General features: G+C 50.4%; 20 protein-coding genes. 6 read left to right on the top strand and 14 right to left on the bottom strand.

Annotation, left to right across the window (positions count from 1 at the left end; genetic code table 11):
* Positions 1-40 precede the first annotated feature (40 nt).
* Together B7982_RS03285 and B7982_RS14755 are read left to right on the top strand one after the other, a co-directional pair.
* Positions 41-802 (top strand): hypothetical protein, encoded by a 762-nt coding sequence (locus tag B7982_RS03285; RefSeq protein ID WP_088659517.1) that lies wholly within the window; start codon positions 41-43, stop codon positions 800-802.
* A gap of 208 nt (positions 803-1,010) precedes the next feature.
* A complete protein-coding gene (locus tag B7982_RS14755; protein ID WP_144065911.1) occupies positions 1,011-2,093 on the top strand; it encodes a hypothetical protein in 1,083 nt (360 codons plus the stop codon).
* Positions 2,094-2,104: 11 nt separating this feature from the next.
* Here the strand turns inward: B7982_RS14755 and B7982_RS03275 are convergent, their stop codons facing one another.
* From B7982_RS03275 to B7982_RS03235, 9 genes are all read right to left on the bottom strand, one after another.
* Positions 2,105-3,169, bottom strand: coding sequence for an N-acetylmuramoyl-L-alanine amidase (locus tag B7982_RS03275; protein WP_088659515.1), 1,065 nt, complete (start codon positions 3,167-3,169; stop codon positions 2,105-2,107).
* 29 nt (positions 3,170-3,198) lie between these two features.
* On the bottom strand, positions 3,199-3,669 hold the full coding sequence (gene smpB / locus B7982_RS03270; protein WP_012820191.1) for an SsrA-binding protein SmpB: 471 nt from the start codon (positions 3,667-3,669) through the stop codon (positions 3,199-3,201).
* Positions 3,650-4,000, bottom strand: a complete 351-nt coding sequence (locus tag B7982_RS03265; RefSeq protein ID WP_012820190.1) for an HU family DNA-binding protein — start codon at positions 3,998-4,000, stop codon at positions 3,650-3,652. The genes smpB and B7982_RS03265 overlap by 20 nt, the downstream gene beginning before the upstream one ends.
* 32 nt (positions 4,001-4,032) lie before the next feature.
* A complete protein-coding gene (gene obgE, locus B7982_RS03260) occupies positions 4,033-5,034 on the bottom strand; it encodes a GTPase ObgE (protein ID WP_012820189.1) in 1,002 nt (333 codons plus the stop codon).
* Between the two features lie 123 nt (positions 5,035-5,157).
* Positions 5,158-6,123 (bottom strand): N-acetyl-gamma-glutamyl-phosphate reductase, encoded by a 966-nt coding sequence (gene argC, locus B7982_RS03255; protein WP_088659514.1) that lies wholly within the window; start codon positions 6,121-6,123, stop codon positions 5,158-5,160.
* A 113-nt stretch (positions 6,124-6,236) separates the two neighbouring features.
* A complete protein-coding gene (locus tag B7982_RS03250) occupies positions 6,237-6,734 on the bottom strand; it encodes a YchJ family protein (RefSeq protein WP_088659513.1) in 498 nt (165 codons plus the stop codon).
* Positions 6,735-6,918: 184 nt separating this feature from the next.
* Positions 6,919-7,539: a methyltransferase gene (locus B7982_RS03245; RefSeq protein WP_088659512.1), complete on the bottom strand. Its 621-nt coding sequence runs from the start codon at positions 7,537-7,539 to the stop codon at positions 6,919-6,921.
* Positions 7,533-8,606, bottom strand: a complete 1,074-nt coding sequence (gene rlmN, locus B7982_RS03240) for a 23S rRNA (adenine(2503)-C(2))-methyltransferase RlmN (RefSeq protein ID WP_088659511.1) — start codon at positions 8,604-8,606, stop codon at positions 7,533-7,535. The genes B7982_RS03245 and rlmN overlap by 7 nt, the downstream gene beginning before the upstream one ends.
* 40 nt (positions 8,607-8,646) lie before the next feature.
* On the bottom strand, positions 8,647-9,012 hold the full coding sequence (locus B7982_RS03235) for a helix-turn-helix domain-containing protein (protein WP_088659556.1): 366 nt from the start codon (positions 9,010-9,012) through the stop codon (positions 8,647-8,649).
* 230 nt (positions 9,013-9,242) lie between these two features.
* Between B7982_RS03235 and B7982_RS03230 the strand changes: the two genes are divergently transcribed.
* Both B7982_RS03230 and B7982_RS03225 read left to right on the top strand, forming a co-directional pair.
* A complete protein-coding gene (locus tag B7982_RS03230) occupies positions 9,243-9,980 on the top strand; it encodes an SDR family oxidoreductase (RefSeq protein ID WP_088659510.1) in 738 nt (245 codons plus the stop codon).
* Positions 9,981-10,208: 228 nt separating this feature from the next.
* Positions 10,209-14,126 (top strand): EAL domain-containing protein, encoded by a 3,918-nt coding sequence (locus B7982_RS03225; RefSeq protein WP_233138337.1) that lies wholly within the window; start codon positions 10,209-10,211, stop codon positions 14,124-14,126.
* 87 nt (positions 14,127-14,213) lie between these two features.
* On the opposite strand, the gene B7982_RS03220 is transcribed toward B7982_RS03225, so the two are convergent.
* The 4 genes from B7982_RS03220 to B7982_RS03205 all read right to left on the bottom strand — a co-directional run bounded on the left by B7982_RS03220 (position 14,214) and on the right by B7982_RS03205 (position 20,818).
* A complete protein-coding gene (locus B7982_RS03220; RefSeq protein WP_088659508.1) occupies positions 14,214-16,487 on the bottom strand; it encodes an aconitate hydratase in 2,274 nt (757 codons plus the stop codon).
* Positions 16,488-16,748: 261 nt separating this feature from the next.
* Positions 16,749-17,501, bottom strand: coding sequence for a tryptophan synthase subunit alpha (gene trpA, locus B7982_RS03215; RefSeq protein WP_088659507.1), 753 nt, complete (start codon positions 17,499-17,501; stop codon positions 16,749-16,751).
* 5 nt (positions 17,502-17,506) lie between these two features.
* Positions 17,507-18,778, bottom strand: a complete 1,272-nt coding sequence (trpB, locus tag B7982_RS03210; protein ID WP_088659506.1) for a tryptophan synthase subunit beta — start codon at positions 18,776-18,778, stop codon at positions 17,507-17,509.
* A 489-nt stretch (positions 18,779-19,267) separates the two neighbouring features.
* Positions 19,268-20,818: a bifunctional indole-3-glycerol phosphate synthase/phosphoribosylanthranilate isomerase gene (locus B7982_RS03205; RefSeq protein WP_088659505.1), complete on the bottom strand. Its 1,551-nt coding sequence runs from the start codon at positions 20,816-20,818 to the stop codon at positions 19,268-19,270.
* 203 nt (positions 20,819-21,021) lie between these two features.
* Between B7982_RS03205 and B7982_RS03200 the strand changes: the two genes are divergently transcribed.
* Complete coding sequence (locus B7982_RS03200) at positions 21,022-22,845, top strand: carbohydrate-binding domain-containing protein (RefSeq protein ID WP_088659504.1); 1,824 nt, start codon at positions 21,022-21,024, stop codon at positions 22,843-22,845.
* 199 nt (positions 22,846-23,044) lie between these two features.
* A complete protein-coding gene (locus B7982_RS03195; protein ID WP_088659503.1) occupies positions 23,045-24,835 on the top strand; it encodes a polysaccharide lyase family 1 protein in 1,791 nt (596 codons plus the stop codon).
* Positions 24,836-24,937: 102 nt separating this feature from the next.
* Here B7982_RS03195 and epsC read toward each other — a convergent pair whose 3' ends face one another.
* The gene (gene epsC, locus B7982_RS03190) at positions 24,938-25,900 is read right to left on the bottom strand and encodes a serine O-acetyltransferase EpsC (protein ID WP_073424450.1); all 963 of its coding nucleotides are present in this window, start codon (positions 25,898-25,900) and stop codon (positions 24,938-24,940) included.
* Positions 25,901-25,909: the final 9 nt, after the last annotated feature.

Here is a 25,909-nt window from a genome sequence, read left to right as displayed (position 1 = left end):
TAATTATATTTTATTTAACATTTTAACAACAAAGACAATTATGTTCAAAAAAATTCTCTTTTCTCTTGCCGCACTTTCCATTTACGCGAATGCCATCAACTGTCTTGAGGCTTATTTCAAAACCAAGCCGGTGGATTATTATGTCCCGGAAGACTACGTTCTTGACAGCCTTTACAGGGCGCCTGCAGAGGGTGCGGATTCAAAGCCTTGGTCCAAGAAATACTATTACACGCCTGGAAATTCTCTTCCGGATAGTCTTGTTTTGATGGATTCGAAAGATACTGTTAAAACTGTTTTCCATTATACTCAGGAAGCGGATACCTTGAATGGCATGATTACGCTTGTAATCAATAACGATGGCGAACTTTTCGGAACGGTCAAATATATGAAGGTCGCTGATGATATGCATCCTTATGCTTTTTATAGATCTAATTCGGGGAAGGTTGACACGCTTAATGGATATGTAAATCTTAAAGACGAAGAGACTCTTGTTGAGTACAAAAATGGAGAATTTATAAAAGTACTTTTGGATAAAAAAGATCCAAATGTCTGTCATATCGGCAACCCTGATGATGAAAAATATGTGAAGATTACTTACGAGGCTCTGGGCCAAACAATTCATCTTACTGAGGAAAATTCGTCTACCTTGACAGAAATGTTCTTTATCCCGCTGTATCCTCAAGAAGAAACGATTGGAATCCGAAAAATCCGACCGGCGGCGGTGAACATTAAAAAGTTCCAATACTTTGACTTGCTCGGTCGCCCTGCAGTAAACAAGCACTCCGTGCAAATCCGTAAGTAGCCTTACGTCATCCTGAGCGAAGGCGAAGGATCTAGTTATTTTTTTAGAGTGAACTGTTGCGAAAGTGACAGTTCTTTTTTTTGTATGCAGTGATGCTTGTGTTTGTTGTACTTATTGACGGAATGTCAACGTTTTTATTTGAGCAGAATGTTTTTTGAAACCTCTTTTTATGATAAATTATATATTAGAGAGTAAAAGGAGAAATTTTATGAATATTCGCAAGTTTTGGCGCCTGAGCTGTTTGACTGTCGCATCGTTTTTTTGGGCAAGCTGTGGCAGTGATTCGAACCCGCAATTTCCTGTAATGCAATCTACTAATCCGGATTCGTCAGCGGATGCATTTGGGGATAGTTCTAGTAGTGAAGCTGCTTTACCTGAAGAGTCTTCAAGTTCTTTGGCTGAAGAAAATACGAGTTCTTCAGATGTTGGCACGACTAGTTCGTCTGATGCTGTGATGAGTTCTTCGAATGTCGAAAGCTCTTCAAGTGCTGACGTGACGGAATCTTCAAGTTCTTCTGAACCGGTGAAGTATCTCTTGGCTCGAGATCCTTCCGTGACTTGTGTAGAAAGTACATATAAACAAAGCAATTGCCCAGAACGTTCGTATAGTCCTACTTGCGATGATTATAAGAGGTATTTAGGGAAAGATTCCTCATTGTCTCAAAAAATTTTGACGGAATGGGAAGAAAAGCTTCAGTCGTGCAGTGGTAATATTGAAGAAATGGCGCCTGTTTATGGTATCGTCAGCCCTAGTTGTTATCCCACGATGTATTATGATGCTCCGATGGTTAAATGTTCTGATACCCGCACTTATAAGAGTGGCTACAAAATCGATGGAAATCTTTTCTATACTAGCGAGCAAGAATATAACGAAGCCCATGGGATTTTCCCTGAAGATTTAGTCAAGTCTTGCAAGCAAGAAGACTTTGCTTTGTTTACCGATATTCTTGCCGATGTGCAGAAAGCTTTGTATGAAAGAGTTGTAAAGAATATAGATGAGAACACGGCATTGGCTGAAGCCCAAAAAGATTATTTAAAAACTCTTATAGATACCGAAAATAAAACCTTGAAAGGAAAATTTACGCCTTATTTTTCTGATGAAAATGGCTATTCCTATAGTAGAGAATTGGCTATAGTTAGTAGAAACTGGTTTACTGGTTTTATTGCAAAGACCAAAACTTGCGAAGAGGGCTCACCAGAAACTACAGAACGTTATCAGCAAATGTACAATGATATTTATGCGGAATGTTGGGAAAAAATCAGTGCCAATACCGCTAAAATTGAACAATAAAAATGAAGGTGCTATCTACCTAGCGTTTCGCGGTAGGTGTGGACAGCGTCCTTGTACTTGCTGACGGCTTGTGCGATGCGGTCGGCAAGGTCTTGCTGGCCAGCCTTGGTCATCATGTAAGCTTCGTCTTCTTCGTTGCTGATAAAGCCTAGTTCAATGAGCACGGCTGGCATCATTGCGCCTACGAGAACCATGAATCCCGCACCGCCGACGCCAGTGTTCATCTTCTTGATTTTTCCGCCATCAAAACTGTCTAGCAATTTCTCCGTGAAGAGGTAGCTAGTTTGTTTGTACTGTTCGAGGCGAGCCTCAAGCTTGAACCATTCCAGCGGTGAAAGTTCGTCCTTGGCGTTCTTTTCGCCGTAGAGCGTGGCAACCGCGTTTTCACGACGGGCTATCGCTTTGTCTTCTTCGCTTTCCGGGGCGCGCAGCACGTAGAACTGGTAACCCTGGATAATCTTCTTGCGTTCTTCGCTTGCGTCGATGGCGTTGCAGTGCAGGCTGATGAAGAGGTCGCCATCCCACTGGTTTGCCAAGTTTGCGCGTTGGCGCAGTTCAATGAAAACGTCCTTGCTGCGGGTGAGCTTCACGTTGAAGCCTTCGTCCGCGAGGTTCTTGCGCAAGAGCTTTGCAACGGCGAGAACGATATCTTTTTCTTGGGACTTCTTGCCCGAAGCGCCTGGGTCCTTGCCTCCGTGTCCGGGGTCAATCACGATGGTGCGGACTTCGCGCGTGCCTGCGATTTCTTGTTTGGGAGCCTTTGGTTTGACAACGACTGGCTGTGCAGGTTTCTGTTCGGCGGGCTTTGCAACTGGCTTGGCTGCCTCAATTTTATTAGAAATCTTCTTGGCATCGTTTTCCGCAATCCATAGGTGTCCGTTATCGAGCTCCGGCGCTGCCGACAAATCAATCGTGCGACCGTTACGCGTCATGTACGGAATGCCAACGGCGAACTTGAGCGTGTCCTTCGCAGAAACAATCGAGAACGTCTTTTGTACTGGATACCAGTGGAACGAACCCTTGATTTCGCGGGCGACAGACTCCACATCGACCCTTGCCGTAGCAGCGAGGGCCAAGCTACATGCGACTAGCAGTAAAGCTAAAATTAGCGATGAGCCTTGGCGGCGCGAGCCATTTCCATCTTGGCATCGCGGACTAGAATGTCCTGTCGCTTGTCGTGTTGATCCTTGCCTCGGCATATTCCTACTTCGAGTTTTGCAATACGGTTCTTAAAGTACATTTTCAGCGGGATGATCGTGCAACCCTTCAATTCCTTCGCCTTGCGCATCTTCTGGATTTCGTGCGTGTGGGCGAGGAGCTTTCTCCTGCGTGCAGGGAAATGGTTGAAACGGTTTGCGAAAAGGTATTCGTCGATATGCGCACCGACGAGCCAGAGTTCATCTTTGTTTTCGTCGATATCAATCCACGCTTCGCCCAGAGTGCACTTGCCGTTACGGATAGACTTGACTTCCGAACCGATGAGCATGATTCCCACTTCAAAAGTTTCATCTACAAAATAGAGGTGGTTCGCCTTGCGGTTCTGGATAACGGGCGTACTAGATTCTTTCTTGATCATCTTTAGGGACAAAAGCCTCTTCTAAGTCGAAAGGAACGTTGTTGATTTTTTCGATCAGGTCCTTGCTGGGCTCAAACACCGGGCGCACCTTGGCGGGGATGTTCACGAGTTCGCCAGTCTTGGGGTTCCGGGTGCGGCGTTCCTTGCGCTGTTTATTCTTGAAGCGACCGAATCCACGCAACTCGATATTGTTGCCCTCGATAACGCAATTGGAAATAGCGTCGATGAGTTCTTCCACGATGACTTTGGTTTTTACTTGCGTAAATCCAGTCTGGGAAGCGATTTCATCAACGATTTCCTTCTTAGTTATGTTGGACTGAGTCGCCTTCATATTAAAGAATTTACAATAATTTTAAGCAACCGTTACGCTTTTTTGCTCCAACCGATGCTTTTTTTGTGCATATGGGGCACTGCAGCGTCCAAAGCCTGCTGCAATTCAGCGCAACCTTCGCCAGTGACAGCCGATGTGATGACCACTTTCTGGCGGTGCTTCTTGAATTCCTTGATGGCGTTTTCGATGCCGAGGTCGCTCTTGTTGAGCGCTACGACAAAGTTCTTTTCGGCAAGCTTCGGGTGGAATGCCTTGAGCTCTTCCTTGAGAACCTTGAACTGCTCGTAGGCGTTTTCGGCAAAACCGTCAATCACAAAGAGTAACGTGTGCGTACGTTCGATGTGCTTTAGGAACTGGTGGCCAAGGCCCTTGCCTTCGCTTGCGCCTTCCAAGAGACCTGGAATATCGGCAACCACAAAGCTGTGACCGTTCACCTGGACGATGCCGAGCACCGGTTCAAGCGTTGTAAACGGATAGTCGCCAACCTTCGGGCGTCCGCTAGAAATCTTGTTCACGAGGCTCGACTTGCCTGCGTTCGGGAAGCCCACGAGACCTACGTCTGCCATGAGCTTGAGTTCGAGGAACAGCTGGCGGACTTCGCCCTTTTCACCCGGAGTGCACTTGCGCGGAGCCTGCACCTTCGGAGTTGCGAAATGCTGGTTGCCCATGCCGCCCTTGCCGCCGCGAGCCGCGATCCACTTCTGGCCCGGTTCGGTCAAGTCCGTGAGGATGTGACCCTGTTCGTCCTTGACGATTGTGCCGCGCGGAACGCTAATAATCAAATCTTCGGCAGATGCGCCGGAGCAGCGCTTTGCGCCACCGGGCTGACCGCTCTTTGCCTTGTAAATGTGCGTGTTGCCCATGTCGAGGAGCGTGGTGTACTGCTCGTTCACCTGCAAAATCACGTGACCGCCACGACCGCCATCACCGCCATCGGGACCGCCGAGGGGTACAAACTTTTCACGATGGAAACTGCAGATGCCGTCACCGCCTCTGCCGGAGCGAACTTCAATATTTTTTTCGTCTAAGAACATAGCCCAAATTTAGAAATTTTTGATGAAATTCATAGAGTACAAATTTCACCTCCAAAAACAAAAAACGCCAAAACTCATGGAGCTTTGGCGTTTTTTTGAAATTTAATGGGTGACGAATGCGGATTAAACCAATCCGATTGTTTCGTCGAGGCCGAGCGCGATATTCATGTTCTGAATAGCGGCGCCGCTAGCACCCTTACCGAGGTTGTCGATGATCGTCGTGACCTGCATGATGTTTTCGTTGCCGAAAACCTGGATGCGGGCGTTGTTCGTGTCGTTGCAGACCGTCGGGTCCAAGCGGCCGTTGAAGAGCACCGGAGCGGCTTCGTACGGCAAGACCTTCACGAACTTTGAACCTTCGTAATGCTTGGCGAGGATTTCGGTCAAGTCCTGCGGACCGACCTTCTTCGAAAGCATGTTCGGGAAGATGGCGACCGTCACGGCCATACCCTTGTAGTAGGGGCCCAGCACCGGATTGAAGAACGGGACGTTTTCGAGTCCGCAGTACTTCTTCATTTCGGGGAGGTGCTTGTGGGCGAGCGCGAGCGCGTACGGGGCGGGTGCCATGATGGCCTTCGATTCACCAGCCTTGTGGCTGAGGGCTTCTTCGGCTTCGTATTCGGCGATGAGCTTCTTGCCGCCGCCGGAGTAACCGGTGATGCTGTAAGCGGCAAGGTTTGCGCTCTTCGGGAGGATTCCCGATGCAACGAGCGGATGGACGCCGAGGATAAATCCCGAGGCGTGGCAACCGGGGTTTGCAATGCGCTTGCTCTTGGAAATCGCTTCGCGTTGTTCGGCCGAAAGTTCCGGCATACCGTATGTCCAAGCCGGGTTCACGCGATGAGCCGTGGAGGCGTCGATGATGCGCGTGTTCGGATTCGTGCAGAGGGCGGCGCTTTCCATGGACGCTGCGTCCGGGAGGCAAAGGAACGTCACGTCAGATTCATTGATCATCTTCTGGCGTTCGTTCACGTCCTTGCGGAGTTCTGGATTGATCTTGAGAATTTCCAGGTCGTTACGCTTGGCAAGTCTCTCGAAAATTTGCAGGCCAGTGGTACCTGCTTCGCCATCTACGAAAACTTTGAACATATTTAATAGGTAATGGTTGATTGTAGAACTTAGAGCTTAGAACTTAGAACTTAGAATATGCTAATAACTAAGTTCTGCTAACTAAGCTCTGCCAACTGCGACGAAGTCGCGAATTACTTATTCGCGCCGCAGCACTTCTTGTACTTCTTGCCAGAACCGCACGGGCACGGGTCGTTACGGCCGACAACCGGACCTTCGTGGCGGACAGTTTCCTGCTTCACGGCACGACCATCGTAGAAGTACCATGCACCGCCGACCTTGTGGAATTCACCAAGTTCGTGGTGGTTGCGGGTGATGTTGCCCTGCTTGAAACGAGCGACAAATTCGACCCAGCCGATGTTCTTGTCTTCTTCGGTCTTGGTCTGCTTGATTTCGATGCCGAGCCATTCGGAATCGCGGCTCCAAGCTTCTACGCTCGGTTCGTCAAAGTCGTCACGCTGGGTGGCTTCGAGGGAATCCTTGAGCCATGCAATTTCGTGCTTGGCGTAAGCGGTGTAGCGGGAGCGCATGAGGGCTTCCGGGGACGGGGCGAGAGTGGTCTTCTTAATAATCGGTTCGCAGCAGTCGCAGTAGGCCTTGCCAGAACCGCACGGGCATAAATCGTTAGCCATAATGAAATCCTTATAAAAAACTGGGCTAAAAATACAAAAAAATGGGTCGCCTGTGGAGTCTATCGCGCTTTTTTTACAAGCACTAAGTCTAGAAAAAAGAGACCCCGGCACGGAGGCCGGGGTGACATCTAAAATGTTGACGGGCATGACAGCAAAAATAGCTGCGGGCGTTCTCTCGTCAAAATTACAGGCACTTCTTCATGAGCCAGAATTCTTCCTTGCCTTCGCGGCCCGGAATGCTATTCGTGGGCTTGATGCGTTCGACGATGTCGAACACGCCGTCCAGGCGAGCCATGAGTTCGCCTTCGCTCATGCAGTGCGGAGGGCCCTGCATGGTCTTGCCGTTCATGAGCGGGTACATGAGGCAGATGAACACGCCGTCGTCCTTCATCATCTTGTAGCAGACTTCGAAGAATTCGTCGCGGCGGCCCGGGTGGATTGCCGAGAATGCACCGTAATCATAGATGATGTCGAACTGCTGGCCACCGCGCTTGGCATCCTTCGGAGAAAGGGTGAACAAGTCGAGGTCGAGGGAGCGCAGGTTCTTGTGCTTGCGGCTCAAGTGGTCCAGTTCATCGACTGCGGTCGGAGCAAAGTCGACAGCCAAAACTTCGTGTCCACGCAAAGCCCATGCCTCGGCATCGTAGCCGAACCCGGCGCCGGGAATCAGCACAGAGCCGGTTGCGGGGCAGGAGGGGTGCTTGAAAAATTCAAGCAGGGCCGGAGTCGCCTTCTTGAAATTCCAGTAGTCCTTGCCTTCGGCATAGAGATTGTCCCAGAATTCCGGGAGGTTTTGCGTTAACATTCTTTACCTTCCTTTTTGTACGCTAATTGTCCACACGCTGCAAGGATGTCCCTGCCGCGCGGATTACGGATCGTTATTTGAATTTCAGCAGCTCGCACGGTGGCGAGGAAATCTTCCACCTCTTCGGGGGTGGGGGCATGGAGCGTCGGGTCGTCGCCGTCGTTAAGCACGATGGCGTTCACCTTCACGCGGCGCGGGGCGCAGATGCGGATGAGTTCCTTTGCCGCCTTGGGCGTGCAGGTGATGTTCTGGATGAGCACGAACTCGAACGTCACATAATTATCGGTGCGGCGGATGTATTCGTCAACCGCATCCAAAAGTTTTTCGATGGGCCAGGTCTTGTTCACCGGCATCACGGACGAACGGTATTCGTTGTTCGTGCTGTTGAGGCTCACGGCGAGGCAGCAGGGCGTGTTCCTGTCCACGAGCTCCTTGATCTTCGGGACAACACCCGAAGTGCTCACGGTCATGCGCTTTGCGCCCATGTTGAAAAGTTTCTGGTTATGCAGCGTGCAGCAGACGCGGTGGACGTTCTCGAGGTTGTTGAGCGGTTCGCCCATGCCCATGAAGATAATGTTCGTCACCTGGGCGACTCCGCCTTCTTCGTTCATGAAGCCGTTGTCCTTCAGGTACCAGTTGACGTTGATGATTTCTTCGAGAATTTCGCCTGCTTCGAGGTTACGCGTGAATCCCATCTTGGCGGTACGGCAGAATGCGCAGTTCATGGCGCAGCCGACCTGGGTCGAGACGCAAACGGAATAGCGACCGTTTGCGGGGATCATCACGGTTTCGATATGGTGACCGTCTTCGGTTTCAAAAAGCCACTTGACCGTTCCATCGACAGAAACAGAACGCTGAGCCTCCTTGAGGCCGCAAAGCGTGAACTGTTTTGCCATTTTTTCGCGGAGAGCAGGGGAGATGTTCACCATCTCGTCGTAAGAACGCACCTGCTGGCAGAATAGCCATTTTTGAATCTGGTCGGCGCGGTAGGGCTTTTCGTCAACATCCCGAAGCCAAGCTTTGAGCTCGTCGGTTGTCAAAGTTTTTATATTGCGCTGCCATTCCATAGCTATAAAAGATAGAAAATTTTAAGCTTTTTGTTAAGGGCTATGGCTTGTCTAACCCCCTTGCCCTGCGGATGTATTCAAGGCTTGGGGTGCGTGTATCGGCGGCGTTCCGTGCGGAATAATCCTCTGTATTGTCGTCCTGTCTTGCCTGTCTTTGCCGGAACAGGTGCTGGTAAATGCGGTCTAGCTCTACTACGAGTGTACTCATGTTGGTTTTGAGAGCTAGCGATAGTTGTGAAAGGGTGACGATAGAGGGAAGCTTCATTCCGCATTCCATTTGCGAAATGAATTGCCGGGAAATCCCTGATTCGAGAGATAGCGAATGCTGTGTGTGGCGGCGTTTTTGCCGGATGGAGATTAGGAGAAGTCTTACGGCTTCGTGGAGAAGAAGGGGCTCGTAATACATGGGACCAAATTTTATGAAAAATTCGAAAAAGTTAGTGCATCCTATAGTTTGCAAAATGGTGTAAAAACTTTGATATCCTTTTTATTTTCTTAAAAAAAGATGACAAATGGTGTCAGGTCTTTACGTCTGTATACAGAAACTTTTCGTTCTTTTGTCTTTATTCTAAAAAAGATTGATTATTTTTCGGACAGGAGTTGAAATTAATCGCGCGTTGCGCAAAGGGGTCAGGAATGATTGACGTAAAAGGAAAATGGTGCTTGGTGACTGGCGGATGCCGTGGTGTCGGACGCCTCATCGCTATCGAAATGGCGAAACTCGGTGCAAACCTTATCTTGCAGGGGCGTGACAAGAGCCATGCCGAAAAGGTGATTAACGAACTTGCTCCGTATGGCGTGCAGGTGAAAGCTGTGGGCTGTAACCTCGAGAACGAGGCCGAAATTGAGGCCGCTCTCGCTGAAATTGATTCCTTTGGCGTCCAGGTGGACCTCGTGTTTAACAACGCGGGCCTCATGAGCCATTATTTTTCTGATTTTACGACCAATACGATGGATGACTTCCGCCAGGCGATGGCGGTAAACTTCTTTGCCCCGATAAAGATTGCCTACCACTTTTTGCCGGGCATGATCCAGCGCGGTTTTGGCCGCATGCAGCTTACGACGAGCGGTATCGCTAACGAACCGGAACTTGCCGCTTACGCTTGCGCCAAGGCTGCCCTTACCAAGTTTGTGAAGGACTTCGCCTGTAAGTTGAATGGCTCTGATGTGATGATGAACGTGATGGATCCGGGTTGGCTCCGTACGGACCTTGGCGGTCCGAATGCCCCGAATGCTCCGGAAACGGTTGTCCCGGGTGCTCTCGTGAGCGTGCTCCTCGACGACAAGAAGAGTGGACGCTGGTTCAGTGCCCAGGACTATGTGGGCCTGAGTATCGCCGACGCTGTCGAAGCGGGGAGCAAGGTTTTCGCCTAGAAACACGCTTTAAGTGAAAAAAATCACACTTTCTACCAAAATATATTACGAAAATACGTCAAAATTCTTACGATTTTGAAAATATTAAATTATTTTATTGAGTAGAAAATATCTTTATTTCTAGAGGAAGGTGTGATGGGTTCGTTATGGAATCGGATTTTTTCCGGTTCCTTTTAACGGAGGCGTGTGGCTATGTCGGTACGAGATGTTTATAAATTTCCTGAGGGGATGCGGAAGGAATTGGAAAGTTCCGAGGTTCCGCTTGCGGTCTATCAATTAATTGGTGGGCGTATTCAGACTATTCTTGTTTCTGAAGGACTTGTCCGCTGGCTTTCGCCTAGTGCGACTCGTGAAGACTTGTTGAAGTTCCTGGATACGGATATGTATCGGGACGTCCATCGTGAAGATATTGTTTTTGTGGCGACTAAGGCCAAGGAATTTGCAAAAAACAAGGACGGACGTTACGAAGTTATCTATCGTCAAAAGTTGTATGGCAAGAGTGAATATCGTACAATTCATGCTTTAGGCTACCATCATTTTTTGGAAGACGGAACCGAATATACGGTTGTCGTTTATGACGATGTCACCAAGGCCTTTAAAGAATGTAAGGATTGCCGCCAGGAATTTGATACAAGCCTTATCGAATTTTTGAACAATGACACCGTAGAGCCTTTTGTCATTGTCGATGCCAAGACTCACGAAATCTACATGCTCAGTGCGTCTGTAGATAAGGTCTGGACGCCTGTAAAAGCTTTTGATTCCGGCATTACATTTGAAGAATATTTCTTTGACCCTAATGAAGTCCAGCTCATTACTCTTGACGAGGTCCTTGAAAAAGGTGAAGTCCTTGTTCCGAATTCCCGTACGGGCGGAGATTTGATTTTAAAGGCTTCCCTGATCAAGTGGCATGGCAAGGATGCTATTTTCCACCGAGTAAGCGAAAGGACGGACCGCTATTTTGACCCGTTGACCGCGCTTCCGAATATGGAATATTGCCGCATGCGTGGTGAAAGCTATGCCGACGATATCAGGATTGCGGGTGGGACGCCTGCGGTTATCTTCTTTGACATTGTCGGGATGAAGCTTTACAACAATGCAAACGGCTATGATAGGGGCAATGAATTTTTGCTCCACTTTGCCGCAAAACTCAAAAAGCTTTTCCCGAATAACTTGATTTGCCGCCAGTCCAATGACCATTTCACCGTCGTTACCGATGTCAGAAATATTGAAGACAGGCTGAACGAAGTCCGTAAGTATGTCAAGGGCGTGGTTTCGAAAATCTCGATGGACGTCAATGTTGGCATTTGCAAGATTGAAGAATTTGAAACGATGCTCGATGCCTGCGAAAAGGCAAAGATTGCATGCAAGGTCCAAAAACTTTCTGGCGATAATTTTGTCCGCTATTACGATGAAGATTTGCGTAAGGCGCTTGTCTTGCAGAACTACGTTGTAAACCACATTGACGAGGCCATTAAAAATGGCTACATCAAGGTTTACTACCAGCCTGTTGTCCGCACGATTACGGAAACGTTCTGCGGTATGGAAGCGCTTGCCCGCTGGGTGGATCCGCAATACGGATTTTTAAATCCGGCCGTTTTTATTGGTGCGCTTGAAGAGTCCCGCCAAATCCACAAGCTCGATAGCCATGTCATCAACATAGTCTGTAAAGAAATGCGTGAGGAGATGGATGACGGAAACCCCGTGGTCCCGGTCTCTTTCAACTTGTCGCGTCTGGACTTTATCGGCTGTGATATTTTTGAAGTTGTCGAACGGGCGCTAGACAAGTACAAGATTGATCGCGATTACATTCGCGTTGAAATTACGGAAAGCATTATGGCTTCGGATTCGTATGTCCGAAACGAAATTCAAAGATTCCGTTTGGCCGGTTACGAAGTCTGGATGGACGATTTTGGTAGCGGCTATTCTTCGCTCAATACGCTTAAGGACTATAAGTTCGATGAACTCAAGATTGATATGGTGTTCCTCTCGAATTTCAACGAGGCCTCGCGCACCATTATCCGTTCGACGGTCCGTATGGCGAAAAACCTTGGGCTTAAGACTCTTGCCGAAGGTGTCGAGACCAAGGAGCAAATGGAGTTCTTGAAGGGCATTGGTTGCGAAAAGGTCCAGGGCTATTATTACGGAAAACCCATGCCTTTAAAAGAGACGCTTAGACACATGGCGACTATGGGGATGCATATTGAAGACCCGAAATCGCGTCTCGTCTATTCTAGGCTCGGTAGCCTAGATTATTTGGTGGATACGCCTAAAGCGGTCATGTCGTTTGAAAATGGTATGTTCAAGTTCCTGTTTGTAAATAAGCAGTACGAAGAACAGCTCCAAAGCCTTGGCTTTAGCGGTTTCAAGGACGCCGAGGATGCTTGCAACGACCCGAAAAACCCGGTTTACAACAAACTCCGTGAAATACAGCAGGCGGCATACAGGGCGCCTCAGCAGGTGACTTACGCCACTCACGGAACCTACGTTTTTTTGACGGGTCGGTTGATTGCCGATATCAATGGCGTCCGTATTTACGACATGTCGTTACGCAATACTCATGTGAGCGCTGAAGACAGTTCGTCTGGTTCTCAAAATGTCGTAAAGTTCCCAGTAGAAGCAAAGACTATTTTGCTTGCGACGGTCAATTTGCCGAACAGGTCCATTCTTGAAGGTATTTTAAGGTCTGATTACAATCTGTTGTTTGCCGAAGATGGTGAACAGGTCTTGAATATTTTGCTGGAATATGGTAGTAAGATTTCGATAGCGTTAATCGATGCGGCCCTCCCTAAAATTGATGGCTTTAAGATCATCCAGAAGTTCAGAGGGGAAAAGCGTGAATTCCAGATTCCTTTTGTCGTGATGTCGGATAACATGGAACTTGCGAAGGAAGGCGTCCGTTTAGGGGCTTATCAGTTTATCTTGACGCCTATCAGCAACGAGGAACAAGTCAAGTCCAAAATTGACGGAGCCATCAAGAATACGGAGTTGCTCCACCAGCTTGCTCTAAACTATATGGAATACGTTCCTGGTGGCGTGATTCTTCTGGAGGCTATGACCGGTGACATTCTTTACGTGAATGGCCGTGCGCTTGAAATTTTTGACTGCGACAGTGTTGATGATTTCCGCTGTCTGGCGGGTAATAAGCTTGAAGGTGCCGTGCTTCCTGAAGATTATGCTACGGTAGACGAAAAACTTGAAACGTTGTTCCGCAGTGGTAGCGCTTTGCCGACGCAGACGACCTATCGCATCAAGACTAAGAAAGGTACAGTCAAGCGAATTTACCACGTAGGACGTTTCTTTAGGGATACGCCGTATGGACGAATTTTGTCTGTATTCGTCTCTGAAGACGATATGGCATTAAAGAATTACTTTGGCCGAAAGAACGCTTTCAAGTTGTTCATGGCGTCTGGTGAGGCGACCCATACCAAGTCGTATGAGCCGGGATACAAGGCGTTCTTGTTCTGGAACCTTACGAAAAATTCTCCGGTTATCAGAATGGAAGGCATTAGCTATATTCCAGAAGAAATGAATGGCAAGTACACTTACGATGCTCATTACAACTACCTGTCGAGTCTGATGTCGAAAGATAGCGTGAATGTCCAGAAAACGGCTAATTACACTCGTGAAAAGCTGATTCTGGCTTATGTAAATAAGCGTCCGGTTCCTCCGCTGAACTTAAATTACAACTTCAAGAACGGCTGGTTCTCTATCAAGTCAACATTTGATATGATGGCCGATCCTGATTCTGGTGATATCATTCTAAAATTACAGAACGAAAATGATACGGATGTTGAAGCCTACAAGGAATTGACGGACGCCGTTGTCTTGAACCTGTATGATCAGATTATCTACATTGATGGAAATACAGATAAAATGCTCACGCTTTCAAGCGTAGATGGCAAGCCCATGTATGTCCAACGGTTGATTTCGGATTCTATGGATGTGCTTTGCAGGCTGTTCCAGATTCCGCTTTGTTCACCTGAGGAATTCTTGGATATGGCAAATCGTCAGAGTGCCTTTGGCGAGACGTATGGAAAACGGCTTAAGCTTGAGAATGGACAGATTAAGTTTGTTCGAGCGAGGGCAATGTACGTCGGTTCGAATAAGTACATTATCACTGTTTCAGACGTGACTAACGCAGAATAGAAAATGAAAAAACGCAGGCTCTGAGGAGTCTGCGTTTTGCGTTAAAGGCGATTCCGGCACTGAGGCCGGAATGACAATGTCGTGCGGTTACTTGTTGTTCGCGCGGATCAAGTTGAGGGCGGAGCCGGCCTTGAACCATGCCCACTGCTGTTCGTTGTAGGTGTGGCTTAAGGCGATGTTATCGACCGAGCCATCCTTGTGATGGGCGACGAGCGTGAACTCGGAACCTGGAGCGAACTTGGTGAGGCCGACGATGTCGAACACGTCCTGTTCCTGGATCTTGTCGTAGTCGGCGGCATTCTTGAAGGTGAGGGCGAGCATGCCCTGCTTCTTGAGGTTCGTTTCGTGGATGCGGGCGAAGCTCTTCACAATCACGGCCTTCACGCCGAGGAAACGCGGTTCCATGGCGGCGTGTTCGCGGCTACTTCCTTCACCATAGTTTTCGTCACCAATCACGATGGAGCCCGTGCCCTTGGCCTTGTAAATCTTGGCAAGTTCGGGGACTTCCTTGTATTCACCGCACTGGCAGAGAACCTTGTTCGTTTCGCCGTTGAAGGCGTTCACGGCGCCAATGAGCATGTTGTTCGAAATGTTTTCGAGGTGACCGCGGTAGTTGAGCCACGGACCTGCCATAGAAATGTGGTCGGTGGTGCACTTGCCCTTGGCCTTGATGAGGAGCGGGGCGCCCACGATGTCCTTGCCGTCCCAGGCGGCGAACGGGGCGAGAGCCTGGAGGCGCTTGCTGGTCGGGTTGATGGAAACGGTGATGTTGGAACCATCGGCAGCCGGAGCCTGGTAGCCCGCGTCCTTCACGTCGAAGCCCTTCGGCGGGAGTTCGCACTGTTCCGGCGGATCGAGCTTCACGGCCTTGCCTTCGTTATTGACGAGGGTGTCGGTCATCGGGTTGAAGCGGATGTCGCCAGAGAGGGCGGCGATTACAGCCATGAGCGGGGAGGCAACGAAGGCGTGCGTATTCGGGTTGCCGTCAGCGCGCTTTGCGAAGTTGCGGTTAAAGCTGTGGACGATGGTGTTGAGTTCCTTCTTGTCGGCACCGGCGCGGTCCCAGCGGCCAATGCAAGGACCGCAGGCGTTTGTCATAATCGTTGCACCGAACTGCTTGAACAAATCGATGAGGCCGTCGCGTTCAGCAGTGTAGCGAACTTGTTCGGAACCCGGGTTGATGAGGAGCGGGCACTTCGGGGTGAGACCCTTGGCGAGAGCCTGCTTGATCATGTTGGCGGCCATGTAAAGGTCTTCGTAGCTGGAGTTCGTGCAAGAACCGATGAGGGCGGCACTCACGACCGGCGTAGATTCCGGCTTCGTTTCGGTAGCCTTGAGGGATTCTGCCATGTCGGTCACTGCGAAAGCACGGTCCGGGCTGAACGGGCCGTTGTAATGCGGGATGAGCGTGTTGAGGTCGATTTCCACAACGCGGTCGAAGTACTTTTCCGGTTCGGCTTCAACTTCCGGGTCGGCCTTGAGGTCGGCGGCAATCTTGTCGGCGGCGTCAGCGACGTCGGCACGGCCAGTAGCGCGGAGGTAGCGGCTCATGGAATCGTCGTAGCTGAAGGTGGAGCAGGTAGCGCCCACTTCGGCACCCATGTTGGCAATGGTTGCCTTGCCTGTTGCGGAGAGGCTGCGTGCGCCTTCGCCAAAGTATTCGATAATAGCGTTCGTGCCACCCTTAACAGTGAGGATGCCTGCGAGCTTGAGGATGATGTCCTTTGCGGTTGCAAAGCCCTGGAGTTTGCCGGTGAGCTTCACACCGATCATCTTCGGGTACTTGAGTTCCCAGGGGAGGCCGACCATGGCGTCCACAGCGTCTGCACCGCCCACACCAATCGCGAGCATGCCGAGACCGCCTGCGTTCACGGTGTGGGAGTCGGTACCGATCATCATTCCGCCTGGGAAGGCGTAGTTTTCGAGCACCACCTGGTGGATGATGCCTGCACCCGGGAGCCAGCAGTCAATGCCGTACTTGGCAGAGACGGACTGCAAGAAATCGTACACTTCCTTGCTTTCTTCCTTGGCGCGCGGAAGGTCCTTTTCGACACCTTCACGAGCGATAATCAAGTGGTCGCAGTGCACAGAGCTCGGCACAGCCACGCGGGACTTGCCAGCAGTCGTGAACTGGAGGAGGGCCATCTGGGCGGTTGCGTCTTGCATGGCAACGCGGTCCGGGTGGAATTCGGCAAAATCAGCGCCGCGCTTGTAGGTTCTGTTTTCTGCGCCATCGATCAGGTGGCTGTAGAGAATCTTCTCGGCGAGAGTGAGCGGGCGGCCAAGCTGCTTGCGGGCAACAGCGACGCGTGCAGGAATGCGGGCGTATGTGGCCTGGATCATGTCGAAATTAAAAAGCATAGTTACCTCATGAATTTTTCGAGCGAAAAGATAGAAATTTTAGGATAAAAAGGGGGGAGGGATCCCCTTCGTTTCAGCCTTGGCTTACACTACCCCCACTGCGGGGGACACCCCCGCAACGCCCCCTTACAAATAGTGAAATAAGTTGCGAATTGTGAAAAAAGTTTGTACGAAAAAAGAGGCCGTAAAGACCTCTTTTGTGAAATGCTAAAAAAGCGCATTCCAGGATGCTCGCGGAATGTACACGAAAATGCGCGCAGGTTACTTCCCGGCGATTTCCTTCGCTTTGGCTTCGATGGCGGCGATGGCCTTTGCGCGGCCTTCGGTGGTGTCTGCGTTGGCGAGCACGATGTTCACGAACACGGAACCTGCGACCACAGCGTACACATGCTTCGAAAGCACCTTGGACTGTTCTCCGTTGCGGATACCGAAACCGCCGAGAACCTTGGCGCCATGCTTACCGACTGTGTCGATAAAGTCAAGCGTTGCCTGGTCAATCGTTGTTTCGCTTCCGGTGGTACCTGCGCGGAGTGCGGCGTAGATGTACTTGAAACTGGCTGAAGCCATTGTTTCAAGGCGTTCCTTAGTCATGGAGGGAGCCGCCACTGGGATGTTTTCGAGACCGTGCTTCTTGCAAGCTTCGGTGAGGCCTTCGTCGTGGTCGAACGGAAGGTCCGGAATGATGCAAGCAGAAACACCTGCGTCCTTGCACATCTTGACGAAGTTTTCGACGCCCGGAGTAAAGGCGAGGGAGCCGTAAGTCATGATGTAGATCGGCGTTTCGGGGTGGCGTTCGTGAATCTGCTTCACGATGGCGAGACCCTGCTTAGTGGAATAGCCTTTTTCAAGAGCGATGGTGGATGCCGTCTGGATGGCGGGACCGTCTGCGCTCGGGTCGCTGAAGGCAAGCTGGATTTCAAGAATGTTGGCGCCACCCTTCACAAGTGCGTCGGCGATGGCGATAGAAGTTTCAGCGTCAGGAAAACCCGCAATAAGATGAGACATTAAATTCATGGTGATTACTTCCTTGTCATAATTTCGGCGTCGTGGATGTCTTCGTTGTTTTCGAGGCGAACAAGTTCGGCCTTGAGGAATTCCTTCCACTTTTCGGGGCGGAACACCGGGCTTGTGATGAAGATGTCCTTGTCACCGCGGCCACTCATGTTGATGACGAGCGCCTTGTCTTTCGGGAGTTCCTTCGCAATCTTCATGGCTGCTGCACCGGCGTGTGCGCTTTCGAGTGCGAACAAAATGCCTTCGTTACGGGCAAAGAACTTGACGGCTTCAAGAGCTTCCTTGTCGAGAATAGCCGTGAATTCCACGCGGCCAGATTCACCTAGGGCAGCGAGCTGCGGGCCAATGCCCATGTAGTCGAGACCTGCCGAAATGGAGCGCGTTGGCATGGATTGACCGTCTTCGTCAATGAGGAAGCGGCTCTTGTAACCCTGCACAATGCCTTCGCGGCTGGCGTTACCCGTCATGCGGGCTGCGTTTTCGCCGACGTTCGGGCCAACGCCACCAGCTTCTGCACCGATCAATCGTACATTCTTGTCTTCGATAAACGGCGTGAACACGCCGATGGAGTTGCTACCGCCACCCACGCAAGCGACAACGGCTGCGATGTCGATGTTGCGTTCGGCGGCTTGGCGCTTGACTTCTTCACCGATGATGGACTGGAACGTGCGAACGATATCCGGGAACGGGGCTGGGCCGAGTGCGGATCCGAGCACATAGTGCGTGTTCTGGAAGTTTGTTGCCCAGTCGCGCATGGCTTCGTTTACGGCATCCTTGAGCGTGCGGCTACCGCTCGTGACCGGCACAACCTTTGCGCCGTACATTTCCATCGTTGCTACGTTCGGCTGCTGACGACGGACGTCGACTTCACCCATGTACACGACGCATTCGAGGCCGAGCTTTGCGCAAGCGGCTGCAGTGGCGAGGCCGTGCTGACCGGCACCCGTTTCGGCGATGATGCGGGTCTTGCCCATCTTCTTGGCCAAAAGGCACTGACCGATAGCGTTGTTGATCTTGTGGGCGCCTGTGTTGGCGAGACCTTCGAGCTTGATGTAAATCTGCGCACCGCCCAAGAGCTTGGTTGCCGTCGGGGCAAAGTACAGCGGAGTTTCGCGGCCAATATAGTCGCGCTGGATGATGCGGAGCTCTTCGAGAAATTCCGGATCGTGGATGTACTTGTTGAATGCCGCTTCGAGGTCGTCGAGCGGGCGGCGGATGATTTCGGCAACGTACTTGCCGCCGAACTTGTCAAAGAAACCGTTATTAGAAGTAATCATAGTAGGTTCTGGGTTTAGGTTTAAAATTCAAGGCAAAAAATAAAGGCCTTCGGTGAGTCCGAAAGCCTTTTACAAACACTTGATGAAATCAGCAAAACGGACTCTATTTCGTAGAGCCCCACCACCAACGGTTGAAACGGATTGCAGAATTCATCTTCATGCCATAAAATTTAGGAAGCCTCGATAAATTTTGCAAGGGAACCGCGGAAAAATAGACATAAAAAATAGGCTTCCGGCACATTCCGGAAGCCATTTAATCAAACACTTGATGAAACCAGTGAATCCGTTCCGTTTTACGGGAACCCCTCCCGCAAGCGGTCTGAGTGGATTACCGATTTCACCTTTACGTATATCAATATATAATGTAAGTCGTTGATTGTCAATAGGTTACGATAACTTTTTTGTAAATTTTTGGTACGATTTTGGCGCGGTATAGAAAAAGCCTATCTCGGAGGATAGGCTTTACTTGTAATCGCAATTTCTTGAATGCTATTTTGCAGCGAATTCCGCAAACAGCGCTTTCATCTTGTCGTGATTCTTGATGCCGGGGGCGTCTTCGATGCCGCTAGATACGTCGATGAGTTCGGGGTGGAACTTTTCGCAGAGGGTGGCGACGTTTTCTGGATTGATGCCGCCGGCGAGCCAGAGCGGGGCTCCGTTTGCTTTTTCGCGGAGGAGCGATTCGGGGATGGTCTTGCCGGTGCCGCCGGGGATGCCTTCGACCTTGGCGTCCAGCAAAATGCGGGGTTCGCCGTTTTTGCGGAGACTTGCGACGTAATCAAAATCTTCGGGGGCGCCTATGCGTGCTGCGCAGTAGTAGGGGAGGGCATTACTGGATGCGTCATCGATGGAATTGTGCGGATTAACGCCGTGGAACTGCACCGCGTCGAGTACGCCTTCTTGGGCGAGCTTGATGGCGGTTTTGCCTTCGGCGGAATTCGGGTCGGTAATCACGCCAACGAGAAGCGGAGATCCGTCATTGCGAGCTGCGCGGAGCTTGGTCGAGAATGACGTTACGAATTCTTCGGTGGTGAGCCTCTTGGTGGTGCTGAACACGAAACCGAGCATGTCGGCGCCGAGTTCGGCGGCGAGGAGACCGTCTTCTTCACGGGTGATGCCGCAGATTTTCACGAGCGGGCGGCGCGCATCTTGTGATGAGGCGGCGCGAGTCTCGTTATTGGCAAACTTGCGTTCGGCAAATTTCTTCCAGAACTGCCCGCGGGCGTTTTCGCATCCGCTTTCGAATGCGCTGACCACGTCTTTGGCGAGCGGCGGATTCTTGGCGACAGCTTCACCGACGAGAATTCCCGTGAATCCGAGATTGCGGGCGTATGTCGCATCGGCGGCGCTCAGAATGCCCGATTCAAAAACGGCTTTGGCGGGGAGCTTGCTGCGAACGCTTGCGGGAATCAGCGGGTCCGTGTGGAATGTGGCGAGGTCGCGGGAATTGACGCCTGCGACGATCGTCTTGGCGGCTGCATCACCGAGAGCGGCTGTCACAACGGAGAGCTTGCGGAAATCATCAGCTTCGCGGACTTCAACGAATGCCTGAATGCCGAACTTCTGCGCGCGCTGTGCCATTTTCACGAGCTGTTCGTCGTCGAGGATGCGGGCGATGAGTAGTACGGCATCGGCGCCACAGCGATAAGCGATGTCAATTTCGTCTTCAAATAAAAGGAAATCTTTGCGGAGGACAGCGCAAGTGTGCAAGCCCTGCTGACGGCGGCGTTCCATCAAGTCTGCAACGGCAATCAGGTCTCGGAGCGAGCCCTTGAAAAAGTTCATTTCGGTCAGCACGGAAACGGCTTGAGCGTGTGCTTCGGCGTAAGTCGTGGCGAGTTCCACCGGATTCAAGTCCGGTGCGATGTCTCCCTTGGATGGCGAAGCCCTCTTGACCTCAAGGATGGCTCCTGCGTTACCCAAAAATTCAGTATGACCAACGCGACGCGCCTCGGGAATATCAATGTTGAAATTCAGTCCAAGTCTATCGATGTCTTTGCGGCGCATCCGCACGATTTTTTGCAAAATATCTTCGCTCATAATTCCTCTACGCCAATTGTAGAAAAATTTAAGGCACGTTCAAAAGAAAGTTGGTCTTAGTTGGAGTAATTGTTGTTGGGGTGTTTTGTTCCGTATGGAACTTTTCGTCCCAAAAGAAAATTGCGCGTATTTCAAAAATATGTTTGTATCACTTTTTTTACGATTGTGCCGGAGCTACTTTTATAGAAAAAATGGGGTGATATATGAAAACATTGAAATTATCAAACATCGTTTGGTGCGCTGCTCTAACGCTTTGCGCTTGTGGTGATAGCAGCGTAGATTCTACGGGTGTTGTTGCCCCGAATGCTGCTGAATCAGATTCTGCCGGTGAAACTACGGTGGTCTCTAATCCGGAATCATCTTCGGCTAGTCAAAGCTCTACGACCGAAGAAGTCGTTGTTGAACAAGTGGCTTCGGATCCTGTAATGGTTTCCGAAATTTCTGGTGATCCGGTTATTACTTTTACCAACGCATCCGTTTCGGTCTCGAATGACAATGGTTGCATTGCTCAAAATGAAAAGACCATTACCATCAGCTGCCAAGGAAATTACCAGCTTACCGGCAGTTCGAACGACAACCAAATAATCGTTAACGCTGGGAGTACAGACAATGTTTATCTGTACTTGAATGGTTTGCAACTTGCAAGCGCCTCTGACGCTCCAATTTATGTTCAAAATGCGAACAAGGTATTTTTATTGTTGGTGGATGGGACAAAGAATACTCTTGAAGATGCTTCTACCCGCACGAAATCTTATACAAAGTCTAACGGTTCCAGCGACACGACAAATGCGACTATCTATGCCAAGGATGACTTGACGATTAAGGGTAGCGGCGCGTTGACCGTAACCGGAAACTACAACAACGGAATTCATTGCAGCAACGATTTGCGCATTCGTGACTTGCCCGAAATTACAGTCAAAGCCAAAAATCACGCCATCAAGGGCAAGGGCTCTGTAAATATTGAGGGCGGTTATTTTGAACTGACTGCAACAAATGGCGACGGAATCAAGAGCGACGAGGGCGACGACGAAGGTGTAGTCACGGAAGAAAAGGGAATTGTGATTATTACTGGTGGTGAGTTCAACATCAATGCAGGCGATGATGGCATCCTGGCTTACAACTACATCTTGATTGCGGATTCTACCTCGACACCGCTTATTACCGTAAACAGCAAGGGAAAAGGTATTGCTACGGATAATCGTCTTTACATCAATGGTGGCGTAACAAGCGTGACATCCGGCGATGATGGGCTCCATTCCAACATGAACATTTATTTTAACGGTGGACGCACAACGATTTCTGCGGGCGATGACGGCATCCATGCCGATTCAACATTGCGCATCTCTGATGGTTCCATCAACATCACCAAGGCTGTCGAAGGTATTGAAGCGTTCTACATCAGGGCAGAAGGCGGAAAGACGGCGACGGTTGCAAGCGATGATGCTTGGAATGCGGCGGGAGGCTCGGCTGATGCCAACTCATCGAGTGGTTCTCAGTGGGGTGGCCGCGGCGGCCCGACTGGCATGATGAGCGGCTCCAAGGGTTATATCATTATCAGTGGCGGTTACCATTACCTCTATGCGGCGGGTAACGATATTGATGTGCTTGATGCCAATGGAACGGCAACAATGAGCGGAGGCGTTTTGCTCCTTGAAATCGGTTCTAGTGGAAGGTCTAGCGCAATGTTTGCTCCAGGAAATCAGGGCGGTAATCAGGGCGGAAGCTGGGGCGGCTCTAGCTCTTGCTCCACGAATACGGCTGGCGGACTTATTGACACGGATAATGGATTTAGCATCAATGGTGGCGTGTTGCTTGGTTTCGGAAGTCAAACCGAAGAGTATCCTTATTGCACTGCTACAAGCTACACGGCTGGTACGGCGTATGGTTCTAGCAAAGCCGCTTTCAAGCCTAGCTCTTCTGGTAGCATGATTATTTACGGTGGCGAAGTCAGCTCTGTGTCCCAGGTAGATGTGAGCGGCATGACCGAAGTTACCCTCCCGAATGGCATGACCTACTACGAAAAATAGCCTTTCCCTTGAATTTCCTCCTAAACACTAAAGGCTTGCTCCTTAGGGGGGCAAGCCTTTTCGTGCAAGGAGTGGATCGTAATTGATTTTTCGGTTAAAACGGAGTTGTCTATAGAGGACACTTTGAGTTGGGAGGTCCTCTTTTTTGATGTTTTCCCTTGTCTTTCGGCATAAATTTAAGGAAAAAAAGGGATGTTTTATGAATTATTTGTTCTCTAAATCGATTGGTGTTGCCGCTACTTTTGCGGCTTTGGCTGTCACAACGGCTGCTGTTCCTGCGTTTGCGGTGACATCGCCTGATTTTCCGATGGCGGGTTTTGCCACGCAGAATGGTGGCACTACGGGCGGCAAGGGCTACTCCGAGGTTACGGTCGACAACGTGAACGACCTCAAGAGCTACGCCAAGGCGGGCAACAAGATTATCTACGTGAAGCCGGGTACGTACATGGGTCCGGTGGAAGTCGGTAGCAACGTGACGATTTACGGCTACCAGGGCGCCATCATTGCGCAGCCCGCTTCGGGTAGCGCCATGAAACTGAGCGGCTCGAAGAACGTCATCATCCGCAACCTGAAATTCAAGGGTGTGGGTGCGCACGATGACGATGATGAAGATTGTCTCCAAGTGAATCACGAATCCAAGAATGTGTGGATTGACCATGTCGACGTGTATGACGGTCACGACGGTAACCTGGACATTACCAATGCTTCGGACTACGTGACGATTTCTTGGACCAAGTTCAGCTATACCTCTGCATCGACAGGTCACCAGTTCAGCAACTTGATTGGCAACAGCAAGACAAAGACGAGCGACCGTGGGCACCTAAATGTCACGATTCACCATACGTGGTGGGCTGACGGCGTGGTGGAACGCATGCCGCGTGTGCGTTTTGGCAAGGTACATGTGGCGAACAACCTCTTCGATAGCAAGAATGCGAGCTATTGCGTGCGTGCAGCAGTCGAGGCTGATATCCGCATTGAAAGGAACGTGTTTATCGGTGTGCAGAAGGCGCTTGACCTTTACACGAGCGATGGTACCATTACGGCGGCGCAAATGATTGAAAATTACGAAGAGAACGTGAAGAAGAAGCAGGACGGTACGGGTACGGCGTTCAAGCCGAGCTATTCCATGAGCCTGACCGATGTGAGTACGCAGGCAAAGGCTTATGCCCTTCGTGATTCTATTAAGCTGTATGCAGGTGCAACGCTCCCTGATCCGGGAAAATCTCAAACGGTAACGCCCGCATCTTCTTCAAGCGAAGCAGCGTCTAGTTCCAGCGTGGCTGTGTCTAGTTCAAGTGTCGCGGTGTCTAGCTCCAGCGTCGCAAAGTCCAGCAGCAGTGTCGCGCAGTCCAGCTCCTCGCAGGCTGTATCTAGTTCCTCGCAGGGGGAGGTTGTTTCTGGAACGGCGACGCTTACTAAGCACGGCTCGGGTAGCGCCAAGCAAGAAGTCAAGCAAGGTGAATCTATCGAAGAATTCTACTTTACTGTCGCTGGCGCCACGGGTGCGACTGTTACGGGACTGCCTGATGGTGTTGTTGGAACAATGAAGGGAACTGATTTTTACATCTCAGGTACGGTCGCTCAAAATGCTGCTGTGGGGGCGTACAACTTTACCGTAACGACAACTGGGGCTACGACAAATGCGACCAAGAACGGAACTATTATGGTTGTTGGTGCAAATGGAGCGGTTGCAGAGTCTAGCTCTAGTTCTGTTGAATCAAGTTCTAGCAAAGTTGATTCGAGCTCTAGCTCGGAGCAGGGCACGACTTCGCTGAATGTCGCTACGGTTGCTCCGCATTTCAATGTCACTGTCGACGGTCGTGTGCTTACCGTGCAAGGAGCTACGCAGGCGGCGTATCTCCTGGATGCCCAGGGCAGGCTGATTACAAAAGTTCAGTCCTTGGGTCGCGAAAGCTTGATAACCGTTCCTCGTGCGGGCATGTACCTCTTGCGAGTCGGTCATGAAACGCGACGCATAACTGTTCGATAATCTTATCTTAAAATAAATTGAAAACCCGTGCTCGTCCGAGTGCGGGTTTTGTCCTTTTTACTTCCTACAAACCACTTCCTACTTCCTACCGCCTACTTCCTACTAAATAATGTAATACCACTCGTCGCTTTGCTGGAGTTCTTCTGTCTTGTGCTTGCTATTGGTGGTTGAAACGTAATCCATTTCAAGATTCTTGAGGCTGACGCGAGTGTTGGCCTCGATGGATCGCGTGATGAAGGCGTTGCCGCCGATAATTGCGTTTTCGCCAACAACGGTATCTCCGCCGAGAATGGAGGCTCCCGCGTAAATAGTGACGTTGTCTTGAATGGTGGGGTGACGCTTTTTGCCGGAGAGCTTTTGTCCGCCGCGAGTTGAAAGTGCGCCGAGCGTGACGCCTTGGTAAATCTTGACGTTCTTGCCGATGACTGCGGTTTCGCCAATCACGATGCCTGTGCCGTGATCGATAAAGAAGTATTTGCCGATGGTTGCACCCGGATGGATGTCGATGCCCGTTTTGGAATGGGCATATTCGGTCATGAGTCGCGGGAGAACCGGAACGTGCAAAAGATAAAGTTCGTGGGCGATACGGTAAATGGTTGTCGCCATGAGGCCGGGGTAGGCGAGGATAATCTCGTCAAGGCAACCGGCAGCGGGATCGCCGTCATAAGCGGCGTGTAAATCGGTTTCCAGGAATTCGCGGATTTGCGGAATCTTGGCGAAAAATTCCTTACAGATTCTATAGCTTTCGATTTTGCGCTCGTCCGAGGTCATGGAACCGCGCAATTTGCAGTAATCTAGCGCAATTGCCACCTGTTTGTGGAGGTGGTAAAACGTATCTTCGATAAGAACTGCAAAGCTATTTTTAGGGTTGTAAATCTTATGCGAACGATCTCTGAAGTGTCCGGGGTAAACGACTCGAATCAGATTTTGCAAAATCGTCTGGATCTCGGCTTGGTCGGGTCGATTGTAAATATCGATATTGTCGATATGCTTGCCGCGATTGTAATCGTCAAAAATAATTTGTACGGCTTTTTCAACTTCAGATTCTTGGATTAATTCGTGCATAAGGGTGTT

The organism is Fibrobacter sp. UWB2, assembly GCF_002210425.1.
Lineage (GTDB): Bacteria > Fibrobacterota > Fibrobacteria > Fibrobacterales > Fibrobacteraceae > Fibrobacter > Fibrobacter elongatus.
This window is presented reverse-complemented; position numbering and strand designations above follow the sequence as displayed.

What these genes read in the sequence shown, in the direction of transcription:
- B7982_RS03285 (WP_088659517.1), top strand. Translation starts at nt 41, where the DNA reads ATGTTCAAAAAAATTCTCTTTTCTCTTGCCGCACTTTCCATTTACGCG.
- B7982_RS14755 (WP_144065911.1), top strand. Translation starts at nt 1,011, where the DNA reads ATGAATATTCGCAAGTTTTGGCGCCTGAGCTGTTTGACTGTCGCATCG.
- smpB (WP_012820191.1), bottom strand. Translation starts at nt 3,669, where the DNA reads ATGATCAAGAAAGAATCTAGTACGCCCGTTATCCAGAACCGCAAGGCG.
- B7982_RS03265 (WP_012820190.1), bottom strand. Translation starts at nt 4,000, where the DNA reads ATGAAGGCGACTCAGTCCAACATAACTAAGAAGGAAATCGTTGATGAA.
- obgE (WP_012820189.1), bottom strand. Translation starts at nt 5,034, where the DNA reads ATGTTCTTAGACGAAAAAAATATTGAAGTTCGCTCCGGCAGAGGCGGT.
- argC (WP_088659514.1), bottom strand. Translation starts at nt 6,123, where the DNA reads ATGTTCAAAGTTTTCGTAGATGGCGAAGCAGGTACCACTGGCCTGCAA.
- B7982_RS03250 (WP_088659513.1), bottom strand. Translation starts at nt 6,734, where the DNA reads ATGGCTAACGATTTATGCCCGTGCGGTTCTGGCAAGGCCTACTGCGAC.
- B7982_RS03245 (WP_088659512.1), bottom strand. Translation starts at nt 7,539, where the DNA reads ATGTTAACGCAAAACCTCCCGGAATTCTGGGACAATCTCTATGCCGAA.
- rlmN (WP_088659511.1), bottom strand. Translation starts at nt 8,606, where the DNA reads ATGGAATGGCAGCGCAATATAAAAACTTTGACAACCGACGAGCTCAAA.
- B7982_RS03235 (WP_088659556.1), bottom strand. Translation starts at nt 9,012, where the DNA reads ATGTATTACGAGCCCCTTCTTCTCCACGAAGCCGTAAGACTTCTCCTA.
- B7982_RS03230 (WP_088659510.1), top strand. Translation starts at nt 9,243, where the DNA reads ATGATTGACGTAAAAGGAAAATGGTGCTTGGTGACTGGCGGATGCCGT.
- B7982_RS03225 (WP_233138337.1), top strand. Translation starts at nt 10,209, where the DNA reads ATGCGGAAGGAATTGGAAAGTTCCGAGGTTCCGCTTGCGGTCTATCAA.
- B7982_RS03220 (WP_088659508.1), bottom strand. Translation starts at nt 16,487, where the DNA reads ATGCTTTTTAATTTCGACATGATCCAGGCCACATACGCCCGCATTCCT.
- trpA (WP_088659507.1), bottom strand. Translation starts at nt 17,501, where the DNA reads ATGAATTTAATGTCTCATCTTATTGCGGGTTTTCCTGACGCTGAAACT.
- trpB (WP_088659506.1), bottom strand. Translation starts at nt 18,778, where the DNA reads ATGATTACTTCTAATAACGGTTTCTTTGACAAGTTCGGCGGCAAGTAC.
- B7982_RS03205 (WP_088659505.1), bottom strand. Translation starts at nt 20,818, where the DNA reads ATGAGCGAAGATATTTTGCAAAAAATCGTGCGGATGCGCCGCAAAGAC.
- B7982_RS03200 (WP_088659504.1), top strand. Translation starts at nt 21,022, where the DNA reads ATGAAAACATTGAAATTATCAAACATCGTTTGGTGCGCTGCTCTAACG.
- B7982_RS03195 (WP_088659503.1), top strand. Translation starts at nt 23,045, where the DNA reads ATGAATTATTTGTTCTCTAAATCGATTGGTGTTGCCGCTACTTTTGCG.
- epsC (WP_073424450.1), bottom strand. Translation starts at nt 25,900, where the DNA reads ATGCACGAATTAATCCAAGAATCTGAAGTTGAAAAAGCCGTACAAATT.